The organism is Parendozoicomonas sp. 2304DJ65-17, assembly GCF_058148445.1.
In genome coordinates, this window is the sequence record NZ_JBYVJV010000013.1 from 11,845 (window position 1) to 36,498 (window position 24,654).

21 protein-coding genes are annotated in these 24,654 nt (G+C 48.3%); 17 read left to right on the forward strand and 4 right to left on the reverse strand.

Features of this window, described 5'->3' with window-relative positions; genetic code table 11:
* Positions 1-63 precede the first annotated feature (63 nt).
* The 7 genes from waaF to ACY2RR_RS22445 are packed head-to-tail and all read left to right on the forward strand — an operon-like array spanning position 64 to position 8,088.
* Positions 64-1,113, forward strand: a complete 1,050-nt coding sequence (gene waaF / locus ACY2RR_RS22415) for a lipopolysaccharide heptosyltransferase II (protein WP_490110426.1) — start codon at positions 64-66, stop codon at positions 1,111-1,113.
* Complete coding sequence (waaC, locus tag ACY2RR_RS22420; protein WP_490110427.1) at positions 1,110-2,150, forward strand: lipopolysaccharide heptosyltransferase I; 1,041 nt, start codon at positions 1,110-1,112, stop codon at positions 2,148-2,150. The genes waaF and waaC overlap by 4 nt, the downstream gene beginning before the upstream one ends.
* Positions 2,151-3,293, forward strand: a complete 1,143-nt coding sequence (locus ACY2RR_RS22425; RefSeq protein WP_490110428.1) for a glycosyltransferase family 4 protein — start codon at positions 2,151-2,153, stop codon at positions 3,291-3,293.
* Between the two features lie 2 nt (positions 3,294-3,295).
* The gene (gene rfaP / locus ACY2RR_RS22430) at positions 3,296-4,111 is read left to right on the forward strand and encodes a lipopolysaccharide core heptose(I) kinase RfaP (protein ID WP_490110429.1); all 816 of its coding nucleotides are present in this window, start codon (positions 3,296-3,298) and stop codon (positions 4,109-4,111) included.
* Positions 4,108-4,875: a lipopolysaccharide kinase InaA family protein gene (locus tag ACY2RR_RS22435; protein WP_490110430.1), complete on the forward strand. Its 768-nt coding sequence runs from the start codon at positions 4,108-4,110 to the stop codon at positions 4,873-4,875. The genes rfaP and ACY2RR_RS22435 overlap by 4 nt, the downstream gene beginning before the upstream one ends.
* Positions 4,872-6,332, forward strand: coding sequence for a lipopolysaccharide kinase InaA family protein (locus ACY2RR_RS22440; protein WP_490110431.1), 1,461 nt, complete (start codon positions 4,872-4,874; stop codon positions 6,330-6,332). The genes ACY2RR_RS22435 and ACY2RR_RS22440 overlap by 4 nt, the downstream gene beginning before the upstream one ends.
* 13 nt (positions 6,333-6,345) lie before the next feature.
* Positions 6,346-8,088: a carbamoyltransferase family protein gene (locus ACY2RR_RS22445; RefSeq protein ID WP_490110432.1), complete on the forward strand. Its 1,743-nt coding sequence runs from the start codon at positions 6,346-6,348 to the stop codon at positions 8,086-8,088.
* 75 nt (positions 8,089-8,163) lie between these two features.
* Here ACY2RR_RS22445 and argH read toward each other — a convergent pair whose 3' ends face one another.
* Positions 8,164-9,516 carry an argininosuccinate lyase gene (argH, locus tag ACY2RR_RS22450; RefSeq protein WP_490110433.1) on the reverse strand — a complete coding sequence of 451 codons (1,353 nt, stop codon included), beginning with the start codon at positions 9,514-9,516 and terminating at the stop codon, positions 8,164-8,166.
* Positions 9,517-9,648: 132 nt separating this feature from the next.
* Between argH and ACY2RR_RS22455 the strand changes: the two genes are divergently transcribed.
* The gene (locus tag ACY2RR_RS22455) at positions 9,649-10,749 is read left to right on the forward strand and encodes a sensor histidine kinase (RefSeq protein WP_490110434.1); all 1,101 of its coding nucleotides are present in this window, start codon (positions 9,649-9,651) and stop codon (positions 10,747-10,749) included.
* A 9-nt stretch (positions 10,750-10,758) separates the two neighbouring features.
* Positions 10,759-11,529, forward strand: coding sequence for a LytR/AlgR family response regulator transcription factor (locus ACY2RR_RS22460; protein ID WP_490110435.1), 771 nt, complete (start codon positions 10,759-10,761; stop codon positions 11,527-11,529).
* Between the two features lie 61 nt (positions 11,530-11,590).
* On the opposite strand, the gene ACY2RR_RS22465 is transcribed toward ACY2RR_RS22460, so the two are convergent.
* From ACY2RR_RS22465 to ACY2RR_RS22475, 3 genes are all read right to left on the reverse strand, one after another.
* Positions 11,591-13,117 (reverse strand): SpoVR family protein, encoded by a 1,527-nt coding sequence (locus ACY2RR_RS22465; RefSeq protein ID WP_490110436.1) that lies wholly within the window; start codon positions 13,115-13,117, stop codon positions 11,591-11,593.
* Positions 13,114-14,400, reverse strand: a complete 1,287-nt coding sequence (locus ACY2RR_RS22470) for a YeaH/YhbH family protein (protein WP_490110437.1) — start codon at positions 14,398-14,400, stop codon at positions 13,114-13,116. Before ACY2RR_RS22470 ends, ACY2RR_RS22465 begins: the two co-directional genes overlap by 4 nt.
* Positions 14,401-14,491: 91 nt before the next feature.
* Complete coding sequence (locus tag ACY2RR_RS22475) at positions 14,492-16,414, reverse strand: PrkA family serine protein kinase (RefSeq protein WP_490110438.1); 1,923 nt, start codon at positions 16,412-16,414, stop codon at positions 14,492-14,494.
* Positions 16,415-16,865: 451 nt separating this feature from the next.
* On the opposite strand from ACY2RR_RS22475, the gene ACY2RR_RS22480 reads away from it, so the two are divergent.
* From ACY2RR_RS22480 to ACY2RR_RS22515, 8 genes are all read left to right on the forward strand, one after another.
* Positions 16,866-17,684, forward strand: a complete 819-nt coding sequence (locus ACY2RR_RS22480; RefSeq protein WP_490110439.1) for an HAD-IIB family hydrolase — start codon at positions 16,866-16,868, stop codon at positions 17,682-17,684.
* 76 nt (positions 17,685-17,760) lie between these two features.
* The gene (locus ACY2RR_RS22485) at positions 17,761-18,621 is read left to right on the forward strand and encodes a hypothetical protein (protein WP_490110440.1); all 861 of its coding nucleotides are present in this window, start codon (positions 17,761-17,763) and stop codon (positions 18,619-18,621) included.
* Positions 18,622-18,765: 144 nt separating this feature from the next.
* Positions 18,766-19,977: a glycosyltransferase family protein gene (locus tag ACY2RR_RS22490; protein WP_490110441.1), complete on the forward strand. Its 1,212-nt coding sequence runs from the start codon at positions 18,766-18,768 to the stop codon at positions 19,975-19,977.
* An 81-nt stretch (positions 19,978-20,058) separates the two neighbouring features.
* A complete protein-coding gene (gene hemC / locus ACY2RR_RS22495; RefSeq protein ID WP_490110442.1) occupies positions 20,059-21,045 on the forward strand; it encodes a hydroxymethylbilane synthase in 987 nt (328 codons plus the stop codon).
* Positions 21,042-21,773 carry a uroporphyrinogen-III synthase gene (locus tag ACY2RR_RS22500; RefSeq protein ID WP_490110443.1) on the forward strand — a complete coding sequence of 244 codons (732 nt, stop codon included), beginning with the start codon at positions 21,042-21,044 and terminating at the stop codon, positions 21,771-21,773. The genes hemC and ACY2RR_RS22500 overlap by 4 nt, the downstream gene beginning before the upstream one ends.
* Positions 21,774-21,823: 50 nt before the next feature.
* Positions 21,824-23,047, forward strand: coding sequence for a uroporphyrinogen-III C-methyltransferase (locus tag ACY2RR_RS22505; protein ID WP_490110444.1), 1,224 nt, complete (start codon positions 21,824-21,826; stop codon positions 23,045-23,047).
* Positions 23,044-24,264, forward strand: coding sequence for a heme biosynthesis HemY N-terminal domain-containing protein (locus ACY2RR_RS22510; RefSeq protein ID WP_490110445.1), 1,221 nt, complete (start codon positions 23,044-23,046; stop codon positions 24,262-24,264). The genes ACY2RR_RS22505 and ACY2RR_RS22510 overlap by 4 nt, the downstream gene beginning before the upstream one ends.
* The gene (locus ACY2RR_RS22515) at positions 24,264-24,644 is read left to right on the forward strand and encodes a DUF423 domain-containing protein (RefSeq protein WP_490110446.1); all 381 of its coding nucleotides are present in this window, start codon (positions 24,264-24,266) and stop codon (positions 24,642-24,644) included. The genes ACY2RR_RS22510 and ACY2RR_RS22515 overlap by 1 nt, the downstream gene beginning before the upstream one ends.
* Positions 24,645-24,654: the final 10 nt, after the last annotated feature.

The window sequence follows — 24,654 nt, forward strand, 5'->3', positions numbered from 1 at the left end:
GGCGGGCGGTAGCGTCTGCTATTCCGCAATAAGACTAGCGGAAAGAAAAACTCAGGGAAAAATGTGAAGTATCTGATTATTGGTCCGTCCTGGGTAGGTGATATGGTCATGGCCCAGACCCTGTTCACCACCATCAAAAACCAGGATTCAGAAGCCACTATTGATGTTCTGGCCCCTGCCTGGAGCGCTCCTCTGCTGGAACGTATGCCTGAGGTACGGCGCGGCCTGGATATGCCTCTCGGACATGGAAAACTGGAAATTGGCGTACGTAAGCAGCTGGGCAACTCTCTGATCAAAGAACAATATGATCAGGCAATCGTTCTTCCTAACTCCCTGAAATCTGCCCTGATTCCTTTCTTTGCCAAAATTCCTAAACGCACCGGTTGGCGTGGGGAAATGCGTTTTGGTCTTCTGAACGATATTCGCAAGCTGGATAAAGAACGTTACCCGCTAATGATTGAGCGGTTTATCGCCCTGGCCTTTCCACCAGTATCACAACTGCCAGAGCAGTTACCCAGCCCGGCACTGAAAGCCAATACAGGAAATCGTGATCAAGCTCGCCAGCGTCTCAATTTGACCTGTACCCAGCCTGTTTTGGCCCTCTGCCCAGGCGCAGAGTTTGGCCCCGCCAAACGCTGGCCAGAACGTCATTATGCAGAAGTTGCAAAACAGAAACTGCACGAAGGCTGGCAGGTATGGTTGTTTGGCTCAGCCAAAGACAAGCCCGGCAATGATGAAATCATCTCTCTGCTTCCTGAAGAATACCGATCGTCTGTTCACAACATTGCTGGTGAAACCAGCCTAGCAGAAGCCATAGACCTGCTTTCCTGCGCGGATGCTGTAGTCAGTAATGACTCTGGTCTTATGCATATTGCGGCAGCACTTGGACGTAACCTCGTGGTTGTTTACGGCTCAACATCTCCCGGATTTACTCCGCCATTGAACAAGAACCACAAGATTCTTCGCTTAGGTTTGGATTGCAGCCCCTGCTTTAAACGTGAGTGCCCACTGGGGCATCTGGATTGCCTTAATAAACTTGAGCCACAGCTTGCTCTCGATGCTCTGACTGAACTTGTCGGAAAGGCAACGCCTGTACAGGAGAGCAGTGAATGAGAGTTTTGATTATCAAAACCAGCTCTCTTGGTGATGTGATTCATACCTTGCCGGCAATTACCGATGCCTGCGCTGCTATTCCCGGCATTCGGTTTGACTGGGTTGTGGAAGAAGGGTTTTCTGAAATTCCTACATGGCACTCTGCTGTGGATAAGGTTATCCCGGTCGCCATCCGCCGTTGGCGTAAAAATATTCTCCAAACCTGGAAAAATGGAGAATGGAAAAACTTCCGCGATCAAATTAAGTCTCAGAAGTATGATCTGGTTATTGATGCTCAGGGGCTGCTAAAAAGTGCTCTGTTGACTCGAGGCTTAAAAGCTCCCATTTATGGTCTGGATAAAGATTCTGCCAGAGAGCCTCTAGCGGCTCGCTTTTACACTCACCCTCAAGCTGTCGCCAAAGGCCAGCACGCTGTTGAGCGTGTACGACAACTGTTCGCCAAAACGTTGGGTTATGAGCTTCCTGAAGAGAAAGGAAGCTTTCAGCTGAAAGCAGAGATGTTTGAAGACACAGGAAACTTTCGCCCTGCAAACCCATACCTGGTCTTTGTTCATGGAACAACATGGGTAGATAAACACTGGCCAGACGTTTACTGGTATGAACTTGCCAGAAAGGCGACAGAAAACGGTTATAACGTGTGCCTGCCATGGGGTAATGAGAAGGAAAAAGAGAGAGCCGAACTTATCGCAAAAACCAGCGACAAAGTTCACGTTCTTCCAAAAATGAGCCTGCGCAATGTGGCTTCCGTTATAGCTGGCGCAGCAAAGGTTGTGGCTGTTGATACTGGCCTTGGCCACCTGACAGCAGCCCTCGAAATTCCTGCTGTCTCTCTTTACGGGCCAACAAGTCCGGTTCTTGTTGGAGCCTATGGCAAAGAGCAGGTTCACCTGACTCTGAATGATTGCCCTGAGAACGAATCTTTAAAAAATGTAGAACCGGCCATTTTTGCGCCGATGACTCCTGATATTGTCTGGCAGGCACTGGCAAAACAGCTCGAGCCTGAAGACATAACAACATCACAGACAAGCAGTAACTGAATGAAGCTGGCATTTATTCTCTACAAATATTTCCCCTTTGGTGGGTTACAGCGAGACTTTCTGCGTATTGCCAAGGTCTGTCAGCAGTCTGGTCATAAGATCACTGTTTACACTATGGGCTGGGAGGGCGAGCGCCCAGACGGTTTTGAAATTCATACGCACCGGCCATTTTCTTTTACGGCCCAGACCCGCAACAATCGTTTTCAGAGTTGGGTGAAAGGTCAGCTTAACGATAACCCTGCTGACGTTGTCGTAGGCTTTAACAAAATGCCGGGGCTGGATGTTTACTACGCCGCCGACACCTGCTTCGAGCACAAAGCCACGAACCTGCGTAAAAGCTGGTACAAATATTCCAGCCGTTACAGACACTTTTCTGCCAATGAGAAAGCTGTTTTCGGAACCGATTCCAACACGGTATCGCTGCTAATTTCCGCCAACGAGAAACCCATTTTCCAGAAACATTACAGCACTCCTGATCAACGCCTGCATCTCCTGCCTCCTGGCATTTCAAGAGACCGCCAGCGCCCAGAAAATGCTGATGATATTCGTGCAGAGTTCCGGAAAGAGTTCGGAATTGCGGATGATGAGCATCTGGTTTTAATGGTGGGCTCTGGCTTCAAAACCAAAGGTGTAGATCGATCGCTGCTGGCAATCAAGGGTTTGCAAGAAGAGCTTCGCAATAAAACCCGACTGTTTATTATTGGGCAGGATGATCCCCGATTGTTTAAAGCCCAGGCGAAAACCCTTGGCATCAGCAGTCAGATAACCTTCTTTCAGGGCAGGGATGATATTCCCCGTTTTCTTGTTGGAGCAGATTTGCTGATTCACCCGGCATACAACGAAAATACAGGAACGGTTTTGCTGGAAGCTTTGGTGGCAGGTTTGCCCGTGCTTTGTACTGATGTGTGTGGTTACGCCCATTACATAACCGATGCTAATGCAGGTGATGTGGTTCCATCACCGTTTAATCAGAGCGACTTGAATAACAGACTGGCCACCATGCTGAGCTCCGACCAGAAACAGGAGTGGCAGAAGAACGCTCTGTCTTTTGCTCAAACAGCTGATATTTACAGCCTGCCGGAACGCGCTGCTGAAATTATTGAAAGCACGGGCAACACACTGAAAAACAGGGAGCCACATTAAACGTGCTGTACCTTCGTGAGGACTTCCAGAAAGCATGGAAGGATGTTGACCCGTTTGAAAAGGTCGAACAGTTAGACGGAGAAATTTTCCGTCAACTGGAAGCTCGCAAAACCCTGCGTTTTGAACAGGACGGTAAAAGCTTCTTTGTAAAAATACACAGAGGCGTAGGCTGGAAAGAAATCATTGAAAATTACATTCGCTTTCGCAAGCCGGTACTGGGCGCGGAAAACGAATACCTCGCAATAAAGAAGCTGGAATCCCTTGGGGTTGATACCATGACGGCCGTTGCTTATGGCAACAAAGGCTGCAACCCAGCAAAGCAGAACTCATTTATTGTTACTGAAGATTTGATCAATACGATCAGTCTTGAAGATTTCTGTGCCAAATGGCCAGAACATCCTCCCGCATTCCGCTTGAAAAAGAAGCTGATTGAAAAAGTGGCGGGCGTTAGTCGCTTACTTCATACAAATGGTGTGAATCACCGGGATTACTATATCTGCCACTTCCTGCTGGCTATTCCAAATGGCGTAGAAAATGTTGATCCGGATAACTTTACGGTTTCACTGATAGATCTACACCGCTCACAACTCAGGCAAGAAACTCCAAGACGCTGGGTTCGCAAGGATATTGCCGGTATTTACCACTCTGCACTGGATATCGGCCTGACCCGCCGGGACATTTATCGCTTTATCCGGGTTTATACCGGGCTGCCTTTGCGAGAAGCATTCAAACAGTACGACTGGCTCTGGAAAGGTCTGGAAGATAAAGCCCAAAAGCTTTACGACCGCGCCCAGCGCAAGTGGGGGACGCCACAATGAGTATCCTTCGCAAAACTCGCTGGACTGTTGCGCCACAATATCGAAACACTTCGGTTGGCCAAGAGTTCTCGTCTCTAGACAAAGCTCTATCACTTTCCATTGTTGGTAGCCCTGTCACATACGACTCAGAGAGCACGGTTTTTCGCCATTCTGTTGATGGCGAAATGTTTTACGTAAAGCGCTTTCATGCTACGAAAGGTTTGCGCAGCTGGCTTGGTAAAAGTCGCTTACGAGGTGAATGGCATAACCTAAAGCTATTTGAACGATTGGGTATTCCTGCAGCCAAATTGGCGGCTTATGGAGAGGAGCGCTTTCTTACTCGAGCTGGAAGGGGAGTACTGGTTACCGTAGCTCTTCCTAACACTAAAGACCTATGGACTATGGCTGAGAACAAGCATTCTGAGCTTGAGAACCGGGTCTGGATGGATAAAGTCGCCGCGAAAGTCGCTGTCTATGCCCGCAAGCTACACGCCTATAGTTTTGCTCACAACGACTTCAAATGGCGCAATATTCTTGTTAACGACAATCTTGAAGATCCCGGCGTCTTTATGATCGACTGCCCAACCGGGCAACGCTGGTTTGGTCCTTTCCTGAAATATCGCATCATTAAAGACCTGGCCTGTCTCGACAAAGTTGCTAAATATCAGCTTACCCGCACTCAGAGATTGCGTTTCTTCAAGCTCTACCGCCAAATCGACAAGTTAACAGCCAAAGATAAAGAGATGATTCGTCGTATTGTTGCTTTCTTTGAGGGGCGGGAATGACAGAAACCATAAACGCTTCTCTGCCAGCCGTTTCTGCGAATTCGCTTCCTGCACTAAAGAAAGCACCTGAAGCTCCTTTTCTTTTGTCTTCCGGTATTGGAGAACTGACGTGTGAATCTGTTCTCCGCTTTTTGCCCGGTAAGCGGCTGGTTGTTAAAGCCGACCTAAATGGCCGGAAAGTCGTCGCAAAATGCTTTTATGGAGAAAAGGCAGAGCGCGATCTCAAACGCGAACTGGATGGGATTAACGGGTTTATAAACTCTGAAGTTAACACGCCAGAGCTCGTGGCTCATTGCTCAAATCAAGAACTCAGCATTGCTGCAACGACATACCTTGAGCCAGTTGAGAGCTTTGAGCAGGAATGGCATAAAGCGCTAACCGATGAAAATAGAAGTCACTGGTTGACCCAAATTGCCCACATACTGGCATCTATGCATAAAGTGGGCGTATGCCAGCATGATATTCATCTGGATAATCTTCTCCTGCACAAAGGTGAGCTGTTTCTAATTGATGGCGGTGGTGCAAGAGTATCCGAGGTCCTACCGTCTCAAGAAGCCATTGAAAACCTCGCCCTGTTTCAAGCCGTTCTTTATCCCAAATATGACAAGTTCATACCGGATTTATGGAGTACATACAGTCAGGAAGCTCCCACATTTACTAAAGAGTTTTCACTGGAGCGCTTCTCACAGCTTGTTCAGCAAAAGAGAAAGTGGCGGGAACGTTTCGTTCAAAAGTCTTTACGAAACTGCACACAGTTTAGAGTTTCAAAAAGCTGGCACGAGTTTATCTCTGTAGATAAAAACGAAGACTCACCAGAGCTACAGGCATTACTCGCTAATCCAGAACCCTATATTGAAGCTGGGAAAATCCTAAAGCGGGGTAAAACCAACACTGTTTCTATTGTCACACTTGATAATGGTGTTCAGGTTTTTGTTAAGCGTTATAAAAGCAAGAAAGGTTTTCTACACAAGTATCTGCGCTGCCTGACAAAATCTCGTGCACGTATCAGCTGGGTAAATGGACATCTTCTGGACATGCTGGGTGTTAATACTCCCACGCCACTGGCTATGAAAGAGAACCGCTTTGGGCCAATTACCACCTGCAGCTATATTGTCACTCGATTTCAACCATCTCCACACCTTCTGGAATGGTTCAATCAAGATACACTGCCGGAGAATTGTGAAGACGTTAGAGATAAAGTTGGCGACATGCTTATAAGTCTTAAGCGTGCGCTGATTTTTCATGGTGATATGAAAGCCACAAACATTCTTTTAATTAATGATGAACCATCATTAATTGATTTGGATGCGATGACGTCTTATAAAGACCCTAAAAAATTTCGTACGGTTCATCAACAGGATGTAAAAAGGTTTGCTCGCAATTGGGAAAGTTCGCCTAAAGTTGCAGCACTCTTTGAATCTATAATTCGACGTTTATATAGCGATCGGGATACGTAATAAGGAATCATCCATGATCATTCTTGGTTTATCCGGGGCCATTGGCCACGACCCTTCAGCCGCCCTTTATATCGACGGCAAACTCGTTGCGGCAGTTGAAGAAGAGCGCCTGATTAGGGACAAGCATGCAAAAGGCAAAATGCCTTTGGAAGCGACCAAGTTTGTACTGCAGCAAGCTGGCATCAAGCCTTCTGATGTAGATATCGTTGCCGTTCCAATGGCACCTATTAGCCTGTCTAGCGAAGCCCGCTGGCACTATGCCAAACGTTACTGGTATGCCCCAGATCGTGCTCTGGACGCATTATTTAATGGTAACCGTCGCTACCGTCGTTACGTTGGCAACATTCGCACCATGCTGGAAAGCCTGGGTTTTGAATGGGGCAAGTTTGAGTTCGAACCTGTAGAACACCACCTGGCTCACGCTTCCAGCACCTACCACCTGAGCGGCTTCAAAGAGAAGACTGCAATTATGGGCGTGGACGGTAAAGGCGAATACGCCACCACCTTCTTCGGCTACGGTGAAAACGGCAAGATCCACAAGATCAAGGAATTCTACGATCCAGATTCCCTGGGTGGCCTGTACGGTGCAATCACCGAATACCTCGGCTTCGATATGCTCGACGGTGAATACAAGGTTATGGGTATGGCGCCTTACGGCGACCCTGATAAGTATGACCTGAGCCGCCTGATCGATTTCGACGGCAAAGATTTCAAGATCAACACCAAGCTGGCCAACGTTATCGGCCTGCGTCGTTACAAAGAAAACGGCAAGGGTTTCTACTTCACTCCTGAACTGATCGAGTGGCTTGGCCCTCGCCGTAAGGGTGACGTAGCTGACGATCCTTACATCCACTACGCAGCTTCTATTCAGGCTCTGTACGAGAAGGTTGTTCTGGGTCTGATGGACCACTACCTCGGCGACATCATCAAGGAAACCGGCAAGATTGCCTTCTCCGGTGGTGGTGCTTTGAACGTTAAGCTGAACCAGAAGATTGTCGCCCGCCCTGAAGTGAAAGAACTGTTTGTGCAACCTGCTTCCGGTGACGCTGGTACTGCTATTGGTGCCGCTGCTTATGTTTCTACCGCCCGAGGTAAGGAAGTTGAGAAGATGGAACACGTCTATCTCGGCCCATCCTTCACCAACGAGCAGGTTATCGAGGCCTGTGAAGCTCACGAAGAGAAGCCCAAGTTCAAGAAAATCAGCGATGTTCCTCAGAACATTGCCAAGGTTCTTCACGAAGGTAATCCAGTAGCCTGGTTCCAGGGCCGTATGGAATTTGGCCCTCGCGCACTAGGTGGCCGAAGCATTGTTGGCTGCCCAAACCATCCCGGCATTGCTGATCGCATCAACGAGCAGATCAAGTTCCGTGAGCGCTGGCGCCCATTCTGTCCAAGCATGCTGGAGCGTACCGCTAAGGAAATGTTCAAGGTCGATCACCCTGCGCCTTACATGACCTTCACCTTCGAAGTGAATGAAGAGTGGAAGACCCGTGTACCTGAAGTTGTACACGAAGACGGTACTTCCCGTGCACAGGCGCTGAAGCCCGGCATGAACGATCGTTACTACAACCTGATGGAAGAGATGGAAAAACTCACCGGCAACGGTGTGGTACTGAACACCTCCCTGAACCGTCGTGGTGAGCCGGTTGTATGTACTCCAACTGACGCCCTGAATATGTTCTTTGGTTCTGACCTACAGTACCTGATTATGGAAGATATTCTGGTCGTGAAAGGCGACTTCCCTGTGTACGTGTAAAGCGTCTTAGAGATCATAAGTCACAAAAAAAACCTGAAGTGATAACACTTCAGGTTTTTTATTTTTGTTCACTGATCAAGCGTGTTCGCCTGTTCCACCAATATGCCCACGGGCGGAAACGCAACCTTCCAGAGACAGTGCATCCTGCACACCATCTTCAATAACTGCTGAGAACTGTTGAAGTTCATCCAGTGTCATTTCTGAAAGATCTTTCCCTTCATTCAAACCATAAGCCACAGCTTTACCCACAATTTCGTGTGCTTCACGGAAAGGCACGCCCTTCTTCACCAGATAGTCAGCCAAATCGGTAGCAGTAGCAAAGCCTTTCTTGGTGGCCGCACGCATATTTTCTGGCTTGGACTTGATATGGGGAACCATATCGGCAAAAGCACGCAGACAATCTTTCACCGTATCCACAGCATCAAACAGTGGTTCTTTGTCTTCCTGATTATCCTTGTTGTACGCCAAAGGCTGGCCTTTCATCAAAGTCAGCAGACTCATTAGGTGGCCATTTACCCGACCAGTTTTTCCACGCACCAGCTCTGGAACATCAGGGTTTTTCTTCTGAGGCATGATTGAAGAGCCTGTACAGAAGCGATCTGGCATTTCAATGAAATCAAACTGTTGGGATGTCCACAGAACCAACTCTTCAGACATTCTGGAAAGGTGGGTCAGAATCAACGCACTGGCAGAGCAGAATTCAATAGCGAAGTCCCGGTCACTGACCGAATCAAGGGAGTTGGCTGTTGGTGCATCAAAACCAAGCAGCTCAGCAGTATAGTTACGATCAATCGGAAAAGTTGTACCTGCCAGCGCGGCAGAGCCTAAAGGGCTCTGGTTCATACGCTTACGGCAGTCCCGCATACGACTAGAGTCTCTTATCAGCATTTCCCGCCATGCTCTCAGGTGATGCCCAAAAGTAATGGGTTGGGCAACCTGCAAATGGGTAAAGCCGGGCATAATAGTGTGGTTTTCTTTGTCTGCCAGTTCCGTCAAACCATTCTGCAGCCGATCCAGTTCGGAAACGATATTATCGATTTCATCACGCAACCACAGGCGAATATCAGTAGCTACCTGATCATTACGGGAACGACCTGTGTGAAGTTTCTTACCAGCAATACCTATTTTTTCTGTCAGGCGCGCTTCGATATTCATATGAATATCTTCCAGAGCTACCGACCATTCAAACTCTCCTCGCTCAATCTCGCCCTCAATATCAACGAGACCATTAATAATACTTTCCAGTTCTTCCGCAGTAAGAATGCCTGCCTTACTCAACATACGGGCATGGGCTTTTGAACCCATAATATCGTGATGATAGAGGCGCTTATCAAAATCAATCGAAGCGGTGAATCGTGCAACAAACTCATCAACTGGCTCACTGAACCGACCACCCCATTGCTGGTTTGATTTTGCCTTATCGCTCATGACTTCATTGCCCCGTGATTTGAAATATTGAAATAATTATCGCGCCATTATACAACCGCCAGCATTCCTTCGCTTGCTGAATAGCGGTATAACTGAAGACAAATTCTAATAACGCATGAGAATCTCTTTTTCATGAGTCAGGCTGACAACGACGCAGATAACTTTTTCCTCCCGAACCTCTGCTCCCCTAGGGCAGTGTTTCTGCTTGTTGTTATTGCGGAGCTTTTTGTTCTGGTTCTTGTGCTGGCCTGGACAGGTTCTGGAACTTTTGACTGGAATCGTCTGTCACTCACATCGCTCTTTGTTCAGTGGATTGTTCTGGCGTCCGCAGCCATCATCTGTGCACTGCGCCCGATTCTCTACAAAGCCAACCCTGCCATCGTTACTGCCGCCTGCCTGGCAGTTTGTCTCACTATTACTTCAATGTTCACGCTTATCTCCATCTGGGTGATGGGCAATATATCCCTCGCCCCCCAACCAGCGGGAGTACCTGTTAGCTTCTGGCAGGAGCAAGGCGGGCAACTTCTCAGAAATAACATTATTGCACTGATTATCGGAACCATAGTTTTGCGCTACTTCTTTCTTCAGAAAGAGGTTTTACGACAGCAACAAGCTGAACTGAACTCCCGCATTCAATCCCTTCACTCCCGCATTCAACCGCACTTTCTTTTTAACAGTATGAATACAATTGCCAGCCTGATAGCAACTCGTCCTGCTGTTGCTGAGCGGGTTGTAGAAGATCTGGCAGACCTGTTTCGGGCAAGTCTCGATAAGGCCACCATTTTAATTTCCATTGAGGAAGAGGTAGCTCTAGCCAAACAGTATCTTCATATTGAGTCACTGCGTTTTGGCGACAGACTTAATGTGAAATGGGATATTAATGAGTGTGATCAGGAAGTTGTTATTCCAAGACTCTGCCTGCAACCCATTCTTGAAAATGCTGTTTACCACGGCATTCAACCTGATCCACGTGGCGGTGACGTTCATATCACTATTCGTATTGAGAAGCAGGTCATAACTTTGATTGTGCGCAATACACTTCCCGAACAGACTGTGAATAACTCTACATCAGGCAACAAGATCGCCCTTAAAAATATCTCTGACAGGTTACAGGCTTTATACGGAGACGACTCTGGTTTGCAAACCAGAGTCTTTCAGGGTGACAATCGGAGCTGGTTTGAAACAAAACTCCACTGTCCAATAAAGAACAGCTCTGCTGCACAAAAGAATTAACAGCAACCTATGAGCACACACAACAATATGAAGGTGCTGATTTGTGATGATGAACCTCTGGCCCGTGAACGCATGCACAGCATGCTGGACCGAATAGAGGGCGTCACGCCGGTCGAAGAAGAAGCAGGGGATGGCAAACAAGCCCTTGAGCTTATACATCAGTATTCTCCAGACATCATCCTTCTTGATATCAGAATGCCAGGAATGGATGGCCTTGCCTGCGCCCTGGAAATTTCAACGATGGACACACCTCCATCGGTTATTTTCTGCACAGCCTACAATGATCATGCACTTGAAGCTTTTAAAGCACAGGCCGTGGATTATCTGCTGAAACCCGTTCGACAAGCCCAGCTTGAAGAAGCATTGAACAGAGCACAACGTCTGACCCGTTCACAGTTAACAGCTCTCAGTGCCAAACAGAACGACGAAGGTCCATCGACTCAGGACTCCCACATCTCTGCACGCACGCGCAAAGGTATTGAGCTAATTCCCATAGATGATATTTCCCTGTTTCATGCCGATCACAAGTACGTCACGGTTCTCTATAGCAAAGGTGAAGTCCTAATCGATGAGCCTCTGAAAAGCTTGCAGGACCGCTTGGGAGAAAGCTTTGTGCGCATTCACAGGAATGCACTCGTAGCCCATAACGCTATTGAAAGCTTTAACCGCAACGAGCAGGGCTTCTATGAATTGCAGATAAAGGGCAAAGAAACGCCTATGACTGTTAGCCGGCGTCACGTATCGTCAGTTCGCAGATTGCTTCAGAATTTAAGCCGCTAGCTTTGGAAAAGAAAAGGCCGGGCATAAAGCCCGGCAAACACAAGAGAGAAAATCACGACAGTTAGGCTGCCTTGTTATCTCCACCCTTTGTGGATGGTGGGTAGGTTGCGATGATGTTTTCACCATCGACCGATTCCATCTTCACATCAAAGCCCCAGAGATTCTGGATATGACCCAGAATTTCATTAGTGCTCGCTTCATCTAACGGACACTTATTGTGACGGTAATGACGCAGAGTCATTGACCGATCACCTTTGGTATCCACGCTATACACCTGAATATTGGGCTCCAGATTACCCAGGTTATATTGAGCCGCCAGATTCTGACGCAACTCACGGAACCCATCATCATTGTGAATAGCGCCAACTTCCAGATAAGGATTATCTTCGTTGGTGTTTATGGTAAAGAAGCGCATATCCCGCATCACCTTGGGCGACAGGTACTGCAGAATAAAACTCTCATCCTTGAAATTACGCATGGCGTAATCCAGCACTTCTACCCAGTTCTGGTTGCCCGCAAAGTCAGGGAACCAGCGTTTGTCTTCATCAGTAGGATTAAGACAGATACGCTTGATATCCGTGAACATATTGAAGCCAAGGGTGTAAGGGTTGATTCCGCTGTAGCGGGGATCATCAAACTCCGGCTGGAATACTACGTTGGTGTGAGACTGCAGAAATTCCAGCATTGAGCCGTCAGTGATCTTGCCGCGCTGGTGCAATTCATTCATCAACGTGTAGTGCCAGAAGGTTGCCCAACCTTCGTTCATCACCTTGGTCTGCTTCTGCGGATAGAAGTATTGAGCCATCTTCCGAACGATGCGAATCAGCTCACGCTGCCAGGTTTCCAGCAGAGGCGCATGCTTCTCGATAAAGTAGAGAATGTTCTCTTCCGGGTCTTTCGGGAAACGCTGCTCTGCCTTTTCTTCCTTGCGGAATTTCAGAGGAATGGTTGTCCACAGATCATTTAAAGTACGCTGAATGTACTCTTCTCGATCTTTCTGGCGGTGCTTCTCCTCATCAGCAGAAAGCGGAACCGGGCGCTTATAACGGTTCACACCCTGGCTCTGCAGCGCATGGGCAGCATCCAAAACTTCTTCTACCGCATCAATGCCATATTTCTCTTCGCACTTGGAGATATAGTTTTTGGCAAACAACAGGTAGTCGATAATGGAGTCAGCGTCTGTCCAAGCCTGGAACAGGTAATTCCCTTTGAAGAAAGAGTTATGTCCATAACAGGCGTGGGCAATAACCAGCGTCTGCATAGTCATGGAGTTCTCTTCCATCAGGTAAGAGATACAGGGGTTGGAGTTAATCACTATCTCGTAGGCCAGCCCCATCTGACCGCGCTGATAGCTGTTCTGGTTAGACAGGAAATGTTTACCAAACGACCAGTGGTTGTACATAAGCGGCATGCCCACGGAAGCGTAGGCATCCAGCATCTGCTCAGAACTGATCACTTCGATCTGGTTAGGGTAGGTGTCCAGACCAAACTCTTCAGCAATCTTGGCGATTTCGCTGTCGATGGTTTCCACCAGCTCAAAGTTCCACTCTGAACCGGTGAAGATGGGGGCAGTGGATGACTCAGTCATACGGTTGCCTCCTTTTTCTCAAACAGTTCCCGGAATACCGGGTAGATATCTGCCGGGCCTTTAATATGAGACATAGCGAAGTGCTCAGGGTGAGCTTTCTCCAGCTTCTTGTACTCGTGCCAGAGGTTCTGATGATGACGGTCAGTGATCTCTACATAGGCGAAGTATGACAGGTATGGCATCAACTCCTCAGAAATAGTCTTCGAGCACTTGGGTGAATCCGCCTCCCAGTTATCTCCATCCGAAGCCTGAGCCACATAAATGTTGTACTCATTAGGCTTGTAGCGCTCTTTGATAATTTCGTCAGTCAGGGTTAAGGCAGAGGACACCACCGTGCCACCGGTTTCCCGGGCATAGAAGAAATCGTGCTCATCACACTCTTTAGCCTCAGCATGGTGACGAATAAACACCACTTCCACCTTTTTGTAATTCCGTTGCAGGAACATATACAGCAGGAAGAAGAAACGCTTGGCCATGTCTTTGATGTCACGAGTCATGGAGCCGGACACGTCCATCACACAGAACATCACCGCGCTGCTGGAAGGCAGTGGTACTTTAATCAGGTTGTTGAACTTGAGATCAAAGTCATCAATAAACGGCAGCCGTTTGATTTTTTCATTCAGCTCCTTGATGCGCAGTTTGATCTCTTCAGCCCGCGAGTGATCTGTATCGTCGGGGCTGACTTCCATTTCCCTCAATTCACGTTTGAGCGCACGAATCTCTTTACGGTCCTTACCAGAAAGGGCGATGCGTCGTGCGTGGGCACCACGCAGTGAACGAATAACGTTCAACCGATCTGGTGCTCCAGCACTGGTATAACCACCACGACGAAAAGAAAATTCATTGGATTCTTTCAGTTCTTTACGCGCCATATTTGGCAGCGCCAGGTCATCAAACAGGTACTCCAGAAATTCATCCCGGTTTATCTGGAAAACAAAGTCATCAACACCTTCACCACCGTCAGAAGCATCACCGCTACCTGACCCAGAACCTTTTCCCCCTCCTTTAGGCTTGGGAAAACGATCTCCTGTTACAAACTCTTTGTTTCCCGGGTGTGTTTGATCCCTATTCCCACCGTCACCGTGATGAAAGAAAGGCTCAGAAAGACTTTTTCGAGAAATGGAGATCTCCTCACCGCTGTCAGTATCGGTGATACTCCTGTTGTTGACCGCGTCGTTCACTGCTTTGCGGATCTGCTGGCGATAGCGGCGCATAAAGCGCTCACGGTTCACCGTGCTTTTCCCTTTACTGTTACGACGGCGGTCTATGATTATGCTGCTCATAAACGCCTCCAGCTTTGTGTTCTGCTAGCTTTTCCTAACAGCGGCAGGGAGGGCTCAGCCTACCCTGCTGCGTTACACATCACTGTTACGCTTATTGAGACTTGCGAACCCGGATGTACCATTCGCACAACAACCGCACCTGCTTCTCCGTGTAACCGTGCTTCATCATCCGTTCCACAAAGTCGTGATGCTTCTTATGCTCATCCTGGCTGGACTTGGTGTTAAAGCTGATAACCGGCAACAGATCTTCCGTATTAGAGAACATCTTCTTCTCAATCACGGCCCGCATCTTCTCGTAGCTTAACCAGCTTGGGTTCTTGCCTTCATTGTTGGCGCGAGCCCGCAGCACAAAGTTCACCACTTCGTTACGGAAGTCTTTCGGATTAGCGATACCGGCGGGTTTCTCGATCTTCTCCAGCTCATCATTCAGAGTGCTACGGTCAAGGATGTGGCCGGTGTCCGGATCGCGGAATTCCTGATCCTGAATCCAGAAATCAGCATAGGTGATATACCGATCAAAGATGTTCTGGCCGTACTCGGAGTAAGACTCCAGGTAAGCGGTCTGGATCTCTTTGCCCAGGAACTCCACATATTTGGGCGCCAGGTACTCCTTGATGTAACGCATGTAACGATCGTGAGTTTCCTGTGGGAACTGCTGCTGCTCGATCTCACGCTCCAGCACATACAGCAAGTGGACAGGGTTGGCCGCTACTTCGGATGAGTCAAAATTAAATACCTTGGACAGTGTCTTAAAGGCGAAACGCGTAGAAAGGCCTTCCATCCCTTCATCAACGCCTGCTGAATCCTTGTACTCTTGCAAAGACTTGGCGTGTGGATCGGTATCCTTCAAATTCTCACCATCATAAATCCGCATCTTGGAATAAGAATTGGAGTTCTCAGGCTCTTTGATACGAGACAAGGTGGTGAACTGCGCCAGCATCTTCAATGTGTCTGGAGCGCAAGGCGCTTTCTTCAAAGAACTGTGTTCAATGAGCTTTTCGTAGATTTTTACTTCTTCACTGATACGGGTGCAGTAAGGCACCTTCACAATGTTCACACGGTCGATAAAGGCTTCGTTGGTCTTGTTGTTGCGGAATGTCTGCCACTCAGACTCGTTAGAGTGAGCCAGTAACACGCCTTCAAACGGAATAGCGCCAAGACCTTCGGTACTGTTGTAGTTACCTTCCTGGGTTGCGGTCAGTAACGGGTGGAGTACCTTGATGGGCGCCTTGAACATTTCGACGAATTCCATGACGCCCTGATTGGCACGACACAGGGCTCCTGAGAAACTGTAAGCGTCTGGATCGTCCTGAGAAAATTCTTCCAGTTGTCGGATATCGACCTTACCAACGAGACTTGAGATGTCCTGGTTATTTTCATCGCCTGGCTCCGTTTTGGCTACTGCTATCTGGTTGAGAATACTCGGGTAGAGTTTCACAACACGGAATTTGGATATATCGCCACCATACTCATGCAGTCGTTTAACCGCCCATGGTGACATGATGTGGCGCAGGTAGCGGCGGGGAATGCCGTACTCTTCGCTCAGGATGGCACCGTCTTCAGTATCATCAAACAGGCCCAGCGGAGATTCAAAAACAGGGGAACCCTTAATGGCGTAGAAGGGAACCTGTTGGATAAGGGCTTTCAAACGCTCGGCCAGAGAGGACTTACCGCCACCGACCGGACCCAGTAGATAGAGAATCTGCTTCTTCTCTTCTAATCCCTGAGAAGCATGGCGGAAGTAGGAGACAATCTGCTCGATTGCTTCTTCCATGCCATAGAACTCATCAAAGGTTGGATAACGCTTGATAATTTTATTGGAGAAAATACGACTCAGCCGAGGGTCTCTGGAAGTATCGACCATCTCAGGCTCGCCAATCGCCATCAACATACGTTCGGCTGCGTTGGCATAAGCACCTGAATCTTCCTTACATAAATCCAGATATTCCTGCAGGCTCATCTCTTCCTGCTGCGTGGAGTCGAAACGGCTCTGATAATGCTGAAACAAGGACATACAACCACCCGTTTATTGTCGTTTTCTTAAAATAGACGGCTATCAGGAATACTTTCTAAGTACTTTCACTACACAATCACGAAATTTTCCTGATGTGAGTTCACTCTTGTGCCACTCAAGCGTGCTTTTTTATCTCCTTTTTCAACATGGCAAGACATATCATTTTTTTCGCACCCGCGATGCAAAGTAAGTAAGAACACCTATTAAATTACAGGCGATCAATTCGAAGAAAAAGACTGTTTTGGTCAGGTATTTTATGTAATATTGGGTCTGTTATATTTCTTCCCACCTAAAACAGCGCTCCTGAAAAACAAGCTTTACAGTTACTTGCAGCTAGTTATCAAACTTCCTTCTCCAAACTCCTCTTCTAAACTTCAGCCCTTGTTTTTCCCCTAAAAAAAACCGACGATCAAAGAGACAGTCACACAATGAGCAGGTGATCAGAACAACAATGAACGACACAAAGCTGCTTGTTTTTACCGATCTTGATGGCACTCTTCTAGATCATGACAGCTACAGCACAGCACCTGCCGGTGAAGCTCTTGCGCTATTGAAAGAGCACCGTATTCCCTTGATTTTTAACACCAGCAAAACCAGAGCAGAAGCCGCTCATCTCAGGGGACAGCTTGGCAACTCAGATCCATTTGCTACAGAAAACGGCAGCTGTTTATCCGTTCCTGATAACTATTTTTCTGGGCTTGGATCCGGCGAAATGTGCCACACAACTGTGTTCGGGAGTCTCTATTCCCAAGTCAGGCAAACCCTATGCAATATTCGCTCGGAATACGGGCTTGAATTTACCGGTTTTGGAGATATGTCAGTCAATGAGGTTTCTGCCTGCACCGGGCTTGACCTGGAAGAGGCTGAAAGAGCCAAAGAACGGGATTGCAGCGAACCACTCATCTGGAGTGACTCTGGTGAAAACCTGGAACTGTTTCATCGACTGTTAAAAGCCAGAGACTTACACCTTACTCAGGGAGGGCGGTTTCATCATGTTGCCAGCGGTGGAGATAAAGGCCTTGCCGTGAAATGGCTGACAGATCATTTTCAGGTAGAGTTTCCTGATGCCCGGTTCATAACAATCGGATTGGGAGATGGAGCGAATGACCTGCCAATGCTCGAAGCTGTTGATTATCCAATTCTGATCAGCTCTGATCACGGGCACGCACCAAAATGTGGCCATATTAAAAATTTGAAAATAACCGATGCACCAGGACCGGTCGGCTGGAATCAGGAGATTACGACTTTAGTCGAACATCTGCTCCAATAATCAGCAGATTCGGAACTTCTCCCCCCTCCCTGTAATCCAAAACTGTATATTGGAACTTATAGATAGGGATAACGCTATGGACGGCCGTTTCTTCTCGATTCTTCTTATTCTTTTAACGCTGGGTTTTCCATCAGCTCAGGCCGCTCATATCGAGTTCAATCCAGCTCTTGGACTGTACAGGCTGTCACAGGTTCCTGAAGCTGATTATCACAGAATGTTTTGCCAGACTTTACGTGGCCCCAAAGGAATTCCAGAAGAAGACAGCACCCGTATACCAGAGTGCTACCGCATGGTTTCCTTAATGCAACAGCGCCTGCTACAACTTTCTACAGAAGGAATGAGGGAGCTGATAACCCCTGAGTTCATCAAAAGCATAGCCCACCTTTCCAGTGAACCAGGCCCCAACAACAATGGCTTCCGTGATAACAATGACGCCATCTTCGCTATAACTCCTTATAGGAAGAACAGCGCAGAGGAGTTTATTGCGATAGCCAGACTCACTTACATGTTGAGTAACGAGGAAACTCGATACTTCACCGATGAAAGTAGTCAACATCAAACACAAGCCTTACGGCTTAGCTTCCCCGAAGAGCTGTTACAACACAAAAAAATCAATATTCACGGGTTGAATGCGCCGAAGATAAACCGTTTGATTAGGTTAATCACTCAACAGATAAACGGTGAATCCCTTTTCTTTGAAGAACGCAGTATCCCTGAAACCGAGCTTCAAATAATCTTTTACTGTAAAATGATTTTGCTTGCCCACCCGTTTGAAAACGGCAACACCAGAACAGTGCTTATACTCATGAACTTCCTTCGCCTGGCTCTTGGATTGGAACCCTATGAGGTGTACTCCTTACCTGACATCAGGGCTTTCTCAAGTATTTATATTCACTTTGAGATGAAGAACAGGGTCCGCCAGATTACAAACATCTAACCTAGGGAATGGCCTGAGTCTTGCACAACTCGTAATACAAAATCCGCATCAAGCTTTTACAGCTATGATGTTCACGGTTTTGTCATCTATGCGCTGAACACTATAAAGAACATCAGCCAGAGACCAACAAATACGGGGCATACAATGGGCGACTTTTACCAGAACGGTGTTATCACCAACCTGCATAACCTGCGAACGCGAAATCTTCAGGAGCTGGAACAGGATCTGCTCACCTTTTCCCGCTTGCGCCCTATGTCTCTGGTGCTCCCATCTCTTTATTCCGAGCTTCAGGGGCCAGCGTTAGACAATATTATTACTGAGCTCTGCGAGGTTCCCTACCTCACAGAGATAGTGATTGGTCTGGATAGAGCCGATCAGGAACAGTTTAACCACGCCAAGGATTTTTTTGGTCGGTTGCCACAGAACCACCGCATTCTCTGGAATGACGGACCAAATCTCAGGGAGCTGGACAAACAGCTACAGAAAGAAGGGCTTGCTCCCATGGAGCCCGGCAAAGGCCGGAATGTTTGGTATTGCTACGGTTATATTCTGGCTTCAGCGCGCGCAGAAGCAGTCGCACTGCACGACTGTGATATAGTGACTTATAACCGTGAGATGCTGGCCCGCCTGTTTTATCCAGTCGCCAACCCTGCGTTTAATTACACCTTTTGCAAAGGCTATTACGCTCGGGTAGCAGGCCAGAATATGAATGGTCGTGTAAGCCGGTTACTGGTTACGCCACTACTACGCTCGCTGAAAACAATTTTCGGCCACCATGATTATTTGGAATATCTCGATAGCTTCCGCTACCCGCTGGCGGGAGAGTTCTCCATGCGTGCCCATGTGTTCAACGATATTCGTATTCCCAGTGATTGGGGATTGGAGATTGGCGTACTCACGGAAGTTATGCGCAACTACTCAACCCGTCGGCTCTGCCAGGTTGATATTGCTGACACCTACGACCACAAACATCAGCCACTTTCCAAGGAAGACCCAGCAGCTGGTTTGTCGAAAATGAGCAATGACATTATCAAGGCTATTTTCCGGAAGCTAGCGACAACAGGCGTCCAGTTTAATCAGGAAACCTTCCGCACCATCAAGGCAACGTATTACCGGCAGGCTTTGGACTTTATCGAGTCCTATTACAACGATGGGGTTATGAACGGTTTGCGGGTAGACCGCCATAACGAAGAACAGGCTGTGGAACTGTTTGCCAAAAATATAATCGAAGCTGGCACGCAGTTTCTTGAGCGCCCGATGGAGAAGCCCTTTATTCCCAGCTGGAACCGTGTTGTAGCGGCGATTCCTGACTTCCTTGAACGCTTATATGATGCGGTTGAACTGGATAACAGCTGATTACGGGAATATAAGCCTACAGACTCAAAAGCAGGTATGATTGGGCGCTCGATAGAAACACTGATATGAGTGCCCAGAATAATGTCTGTACAGGCGCAAGCTGTAAAACCGGTACAAACCCTGAGAATCGCCACCCGGAAAAGTGCTCTGGCTCTCTGGCAGGCAGAGCATGTGAAAAGCCGTCTGGAAGCTCTGCATCCAGAACTGACCGTTGAGCTTGTAACAATGGTAAGCCGGGGCGACAAACTTCTTGATGCTCCTCTGGCAAAGATTGGCGGCAAAGGTTTATTTGTAAAAGAGCTGGAACACGCCCTGCTCGAAGGCCGTGCTGACATTGCCGTTCACTCTATGAAAGATGTTCCCATGCACTTCCCAGAAGGGTTGGGCCTTCCTGTGATCTGTGAACGCGAAGATCCCCGGGATGCTTTTGTTTCTAACACCTATAAATCTCTGGATGAACTCCCACAAGGTGCCATTGTTGGAACCTCCAGCCTACGTCGCCAGTGCCAGATTCTGGCTAAACGCCCTGATCTGACCATTAATTTCCTGCGCGGAAATGTAAATACTCGCTTGGCCAAACTGGATGCCGGTGAGTACGACGCCATTATTCTTGCCGCCGCCGGCCTGATTCGCCTTGAGTTTGAAGACAGAATTACTCACTACCTGGAAACTGAGCTTTCTCTCCCCGCAGGTGGCCAGGGAGCAGTGGGCATTGAGTGCCGCACCGATGATCAGGCCATTATTGATTTAATCAAACCACTCCATCACGAAAAAACAGCCAAATGCGTTCTGGCAGAAAGAGCTATGAACCGTACACTCAATGGTGGTTGCCAGGTGCCTATCGCCAGTTTTGCGGAACTGCAGGGCGATAAGTTGTTCCTGCGCGGTCTGGTTGGTCAGCCCGATGCCAGTGAAATTCTTCGCACAGAAATCACTGTTGCCGCGGAAGATTACGAACAGGCCGGCATTAGTGCAGCCGAACACCTGCTGGAGCAGGGTGCAGGGGAAATCCTTGCTGCGCTGCCTCATTCAACAGCAGCCAACGCCAGTACTCCGAAGGAATCATGAGTTTATCTCTGCAAGGATTGCGGGTTCTGATAACCCGCCCCCAGCCTCAGGCAGACAGGCTAGCGGCTTTTCTGCAGGATAAAGGGGCGAGAGCAACTGTATTACCAATGGTTGCGATCGCTCCGCTTAAACTTTTCCCTCAGCCAGATAATCTGGCGCAATTCAGTAAAATCATTGCTATCAGCGTTCCATCCGTAGAGATTGCGCTGGGAACACTGTCTGGGTTTTCGCCGCAGGCACAATGGGTTACCCCTGGCCTCGGAACCGCTGAAGCTCTGAGGTCTCACAGTATCCAACCCCTGACTCCTCATTCAGAATTCACCAGTGAAGCTATGCTGGCATTGCCAGTACTGAATCAGGTAGCAGGCGAGAAAATCCTTTTATTAAAAGGTGAAGGCGGCAGGGAGTTATTAAAAGATGAACTCTCGAACAGAGGGGCAGAGGTTGTTTCATTAGATCTTTATCGCCGTCAATGCCCTGATTACCAGCAGGGTGAAATTGAAACGACAGTGGCAAGTGCTGACATAAATGCTATCGTCGCCACCAGCGGTCAAATCGTCAGCAACATTCAAGCTTGTTGTCCGAATGGCCTGAAAAACCTCCCTCTTATTGTCCCCAGCCAGCGTGTTGCGGAAAAAGCAGAGGCATTAGGCTTTAAAAGGGTTGTTGTAAGTCAGGGAGCAGGCGATCAGGACATTGCCGAGGCTTTATTACAGCTCGTATATTGATACGATATTGCAGAAATGCACCACACGAACTGATAAGTGAGCAGGTCAGGGTGAACGACAATACGCCACAAGAGACAACTCCAGCCCCAACGGATGCCAAGGCTGATAAAACACCGAAAACGGTGACGCAAAAGGCTAAGCAGCAGAATGCTTCTGTCAGCAAGTTGGCCGTGTTCTCAACTTTTCTGTCTCTGGTTCTGATCGCCGTAATCGGTGGTGCAGGCTGGTATGGTTACAAAAATATCTGGCCACTGCTTTCCAGTGACACGCTGGCAGGTCAGAACTGGGTAGATCAGCAACTCAATCAGAATTCCCGTTCTGTTCAACAGTTGATGGATAAAACCCGCTCCGCTGTTCAGGAAAACGTTAAGGGTGTATCCAGCCAATCTGATCGTCTTGTTGTCCGTATGGATAATCTTGATCGTCGCTTCAATCGTCTGCAGGGGGCAGATCGTAACGACTGGAAATTGGCAGAAGCTGAATATCTGATGCGACTTGCCAATCAGCGCCTGCTGACAATGCACGATATCAAGAGTGCAAAAACACTGCTCAGCCAGGCTGATGAACTATTGGTCGCCGTAGACGAATATGGCCTGTTTACTGTTCGTCAGGCTCTTGCTGAAGATTTAGCGGCTTTGCGCGCTACACCGAATATTGATGTCAGCGCCAGCTGGATGGAACTCAATGCTCTGGCAAACCGTATTGATGTTCTTCCCCTCGCTTCCGACACACCAGTTATTGATGCAGCAGTAAAAACTAAAAGTGACACAGAGTCTCCTACACAAACACAAGAACCACTTCCAGCTGACGCAACTTTGCAGCAGAAAATAACCTACACCCTTACCGGCTGGTTCAACGCTGGATATACCGCTGCCAAAGACATTGGTGAAACTTTCGCGACGCAATTCCGGCTTCGGGATAACAACCAAAAAGTTGCTCCACTGCTGGCACCAGAGCAGGAAGTTTATCTGCGCCAAAACCTGCGTTTGATGCTGGAACAGGCACAGGTTGCTTTGCTTCAGGGGCGCACGGTGGTTTATCAGGCCTCTCTGGCAAAAACCAAGAGCTGGCTGGATGAGTGGTTCCTTAATGAAAGTGCCGAGATGAAAGCTCTCGACGAAGCTCTCACTCGCTTGGCGGGAACACCTGTTGAACAACCAATACCTGAAATCAGTCGTTCACTGACTGCACTGAAAGCCTATATCGATGAGAAAGTTGATCAGCGTCTTCCTGTGGAACCTGTAAGTAAAGAAACTGCCGGGGACAGGTCATGAGAAAGATCATCCTGAAATCCCTGTTTCTCCTACTTTTGATTGCAGGCTGTTTTTTAACAGTTCGTTATTTCTTTTTAGACAGCGGCTACGTTCTGATTGCCTACAACGGCTACACATTGGAAAGCAGCCTTTGGGCATCAATTCTTGCTCTGGCCCTGATTCTAGTCGCAGTTAAGTTCACAGTATCCCTGGTCAAGGGTATCGGCATAAGTGCCGGTGCGATTGTGCCTATGACGGCCAGAGCTCGCCGTCGCCGCTCTCAGAAACTATCGAATAAAGGGCTTATTGCATTTGCCAACGGCCATTGGAAATCTGCCCAGCGTCACCTCTCTCAGGCAGGGAAATCCGGTTCATTTCCTCTGCTGAACTATCTGGTGGCAGCAAGGGCAGCCAGTGCCAGCAACGACATGGAGGCCTGCAAAGAGTTTCTGCGCAAAGCTGACGAAGCTGCACCTGCTGCTTATATGGCCATTGGCATTACTCAGGCAGAAGCCCAGATTTCACAAAAGCAGTATGAGCAGGCTCTGGCTACGCTTAAGTCTCTGCACAAGAAGTCTCCCAAGCACCCCTATCTGCTGAAGCTTCTTAAGCAAACTTATGTACACCTTGGAGACTGGCACGCACTGGCGAGCCTTTTGCCAACACTGCACAAGCACAAAGTCTTTACTAGTCAGGTTCTGGAAGAACTAGAACAGGACATCTATAGAGAGCTGTTTGATCAAGCGCGGAACAAAGGTCGTAATCTGCCAGACAGTGACAAAACAAAACCAGCTGATGAAGTCTGGCACTCTCTGACCAAAGCCCAACGTCGTAACACCGATCTTGTTTACCGGTACGCACGATGCCTGTTTCAGCTGAATGCCCAGGAACAAGCTGAAGCATTTATCCGCCGACAGTTGCCCTCACTCTACAGCGCCTTGCTTATCCGCATTTATGGCCGTATTGAGTGCACAGATTCTAGCCGCCAGCTTTTGGCTGCAGAAAAACTCCTGGCAGAACGCCCTAATGATGCAGAGCTGTTACTCGCACTGGGACGCATCTGTACCCGCAGACAGCTGTGGGGTAAAGCAAAAGAATATCTGGAAACCAGCCTGAAGCTGCATCACAGCGTGGAAACCTATAACGAGCTGGGAATGTTACTCGCGCAGCTGGGAGAACATGAACTCAGCTCCGGTTACTTCCAGCGCGGGCTGGCAATGGCTGCTGAGAATATTTGATGTCACGCTTTTATCTGATAGTTACCGCATTGTCTGGCTTTCTTGTTGTCGCACTGGGCGCCTTTGGTGCTCATGCACTGGGAGATACATTCTCTCCCTATCAGCAAAGTATCTGGAATAAAGCCGTGAACTATCAGATGTTCCATACCGCTGCCCTTGGTCTAGCAGCTGTGCTGGCGCTACATTCCCCAAATCGCAGTCTATTGTTTGCCGGGCGTTTATTCAGTGCCGGGATCGTTCTTTTTTCAGGCAGCCTCTATATTCTGGCTCTTACCGGAATCCGCAAGCTTGGAATCATCACACCCTTTGGTGGTGTCGCTTTCCTGCTGGGCTGGTTTGCACTCTTCTGGTATGGATTTAAAATCCAGAGCAACGAGTAATGCCCTGGGT

Bases quoted from the DNA above. Each gene is read 5' to 3' on its own strand.
- ACY2RR_RS22470 (WP_490110437.1), bottom strand. From the start codon at position 14,400: ATGAGCAGCATAATCATAGACCGCCGTCGTAACAGTAAAGGGAAAAGC.
- ACY2RR_RS22515 (WP_490110446.1), top strand. From the start codon at position 24,264: ATGTCACGCTTTTATCTGATAGTTACCGCATTGTCTGGCTTTCTTGTT.
- ACY2RR_RS22475 (WP_490110438.1), bottom strand. From the start codon at position 16,414: ATGTCCTTGTTTCAGCATTATCAGAGCCGTTTCGACTCCACGCAGCAG.
- ACY2RR_RS22445 (WP_490110432.1), top strand. From the start codon at position 6,346: ATGATCATTCTTGGTTTATCCGGGGCCATTGGCCACGACCCTTCAGCC.
- ACY2RR_RS22465 (WP_490110436.1), bottom strand. From the start codon at position 13,117: ATGACTGAGTCATCCACTGCCCCCATCTTCACCGGTTCAGAGTGGAAC.
- ACY2RR_RS22440 (WP_490110431.1), top strand. From the start codon at position 4,872: ATGACAGAAACCATAAACGCTTCTCTGCCAGCCGTTTCTGCGAATTCG.
- hemC (WP_490110442.1), top strand. From the start codon at position 20,059: ATGTCTGTACAGGCGCAAGCTGTAAAACCGGTACAAACCCTGAGAATC.
- ACY2RR_RS22435 (WP_490110430.1), top strand. From the start codon at position 4,108: ATGAGTATCCTTCGCAAAACTCGCTGGACTGTTGCGCCACAATATCGA.
- ACY2RR_RS22460 (WP_490110435.1), top strand. From the start codon at position 10,759: ATGAGCACACACAACAATATGAAGGTGCTGATTTGTGATGATGAACCT.
- waaC (WP_490110427.1), top strand. From the start codon at position 1,110: ATGAGAGTTTTGATTATCAAAACCAGCTCTCTTGGTGATGTGATTCAT.
- ACY2RR_RS22480 (WP_490110439.1), top strand. From the start codon at position 16,866: ATGAACGACACAAAGCTGCTTGTTTTTACCGATCTTGATGGCACTCTT.
- ACY2RR_RS22455 (WP_490110434.1), top strand. From the start codon at position 9,649: ATGAGTCAGGCTGACAACGACGCAGATAACTTTTTCCTCCCGAACCTC.
- ACY2RR_RS22510 (WP_490110445.1), top strand. From the start codon at position 23,044: ATGAGAAAGATCATCCTGAAATCCCTGTTTCTCCTACTTTTGATTGCA.
- ACY2RR_RS22500 (WP_490110443.1), top strand. From the start codon at position 21,042: ATGAGTTTATCTCTGCAAGGATTGCGGGTTCTGATAACCCGCCCCCAG.
- ACY2RR_RS22490 (WP_490110441.1), top strand. From the start codon at position 18,766: ATGGGCGACTTTTACCAGAACGGTGTTATCACCAACCTGCATAACCTG.
- ACY2RR_RS22425 (WP_490110428.1), top strand. From the start codon at position 2,151: ATGAAGCTGGCATTTATTCTCTACAAATATTTCCCCTTTGGTGGGTTA.
- argH (WP_490110433.1), bottom strand. From the start codon at position 9,516: ATGAGCGATAAGGCAAAATCAAACCAGCAATGGGGTGGTCGGTTCAGT.
- ACY2RR_RS22485 (WP_490110440.1), top strand. From the start codon at position 17,761: ATGGACGGCCGTTTCTTCTCGATTCTTCTTATTCTTTTAACGCTGGGT.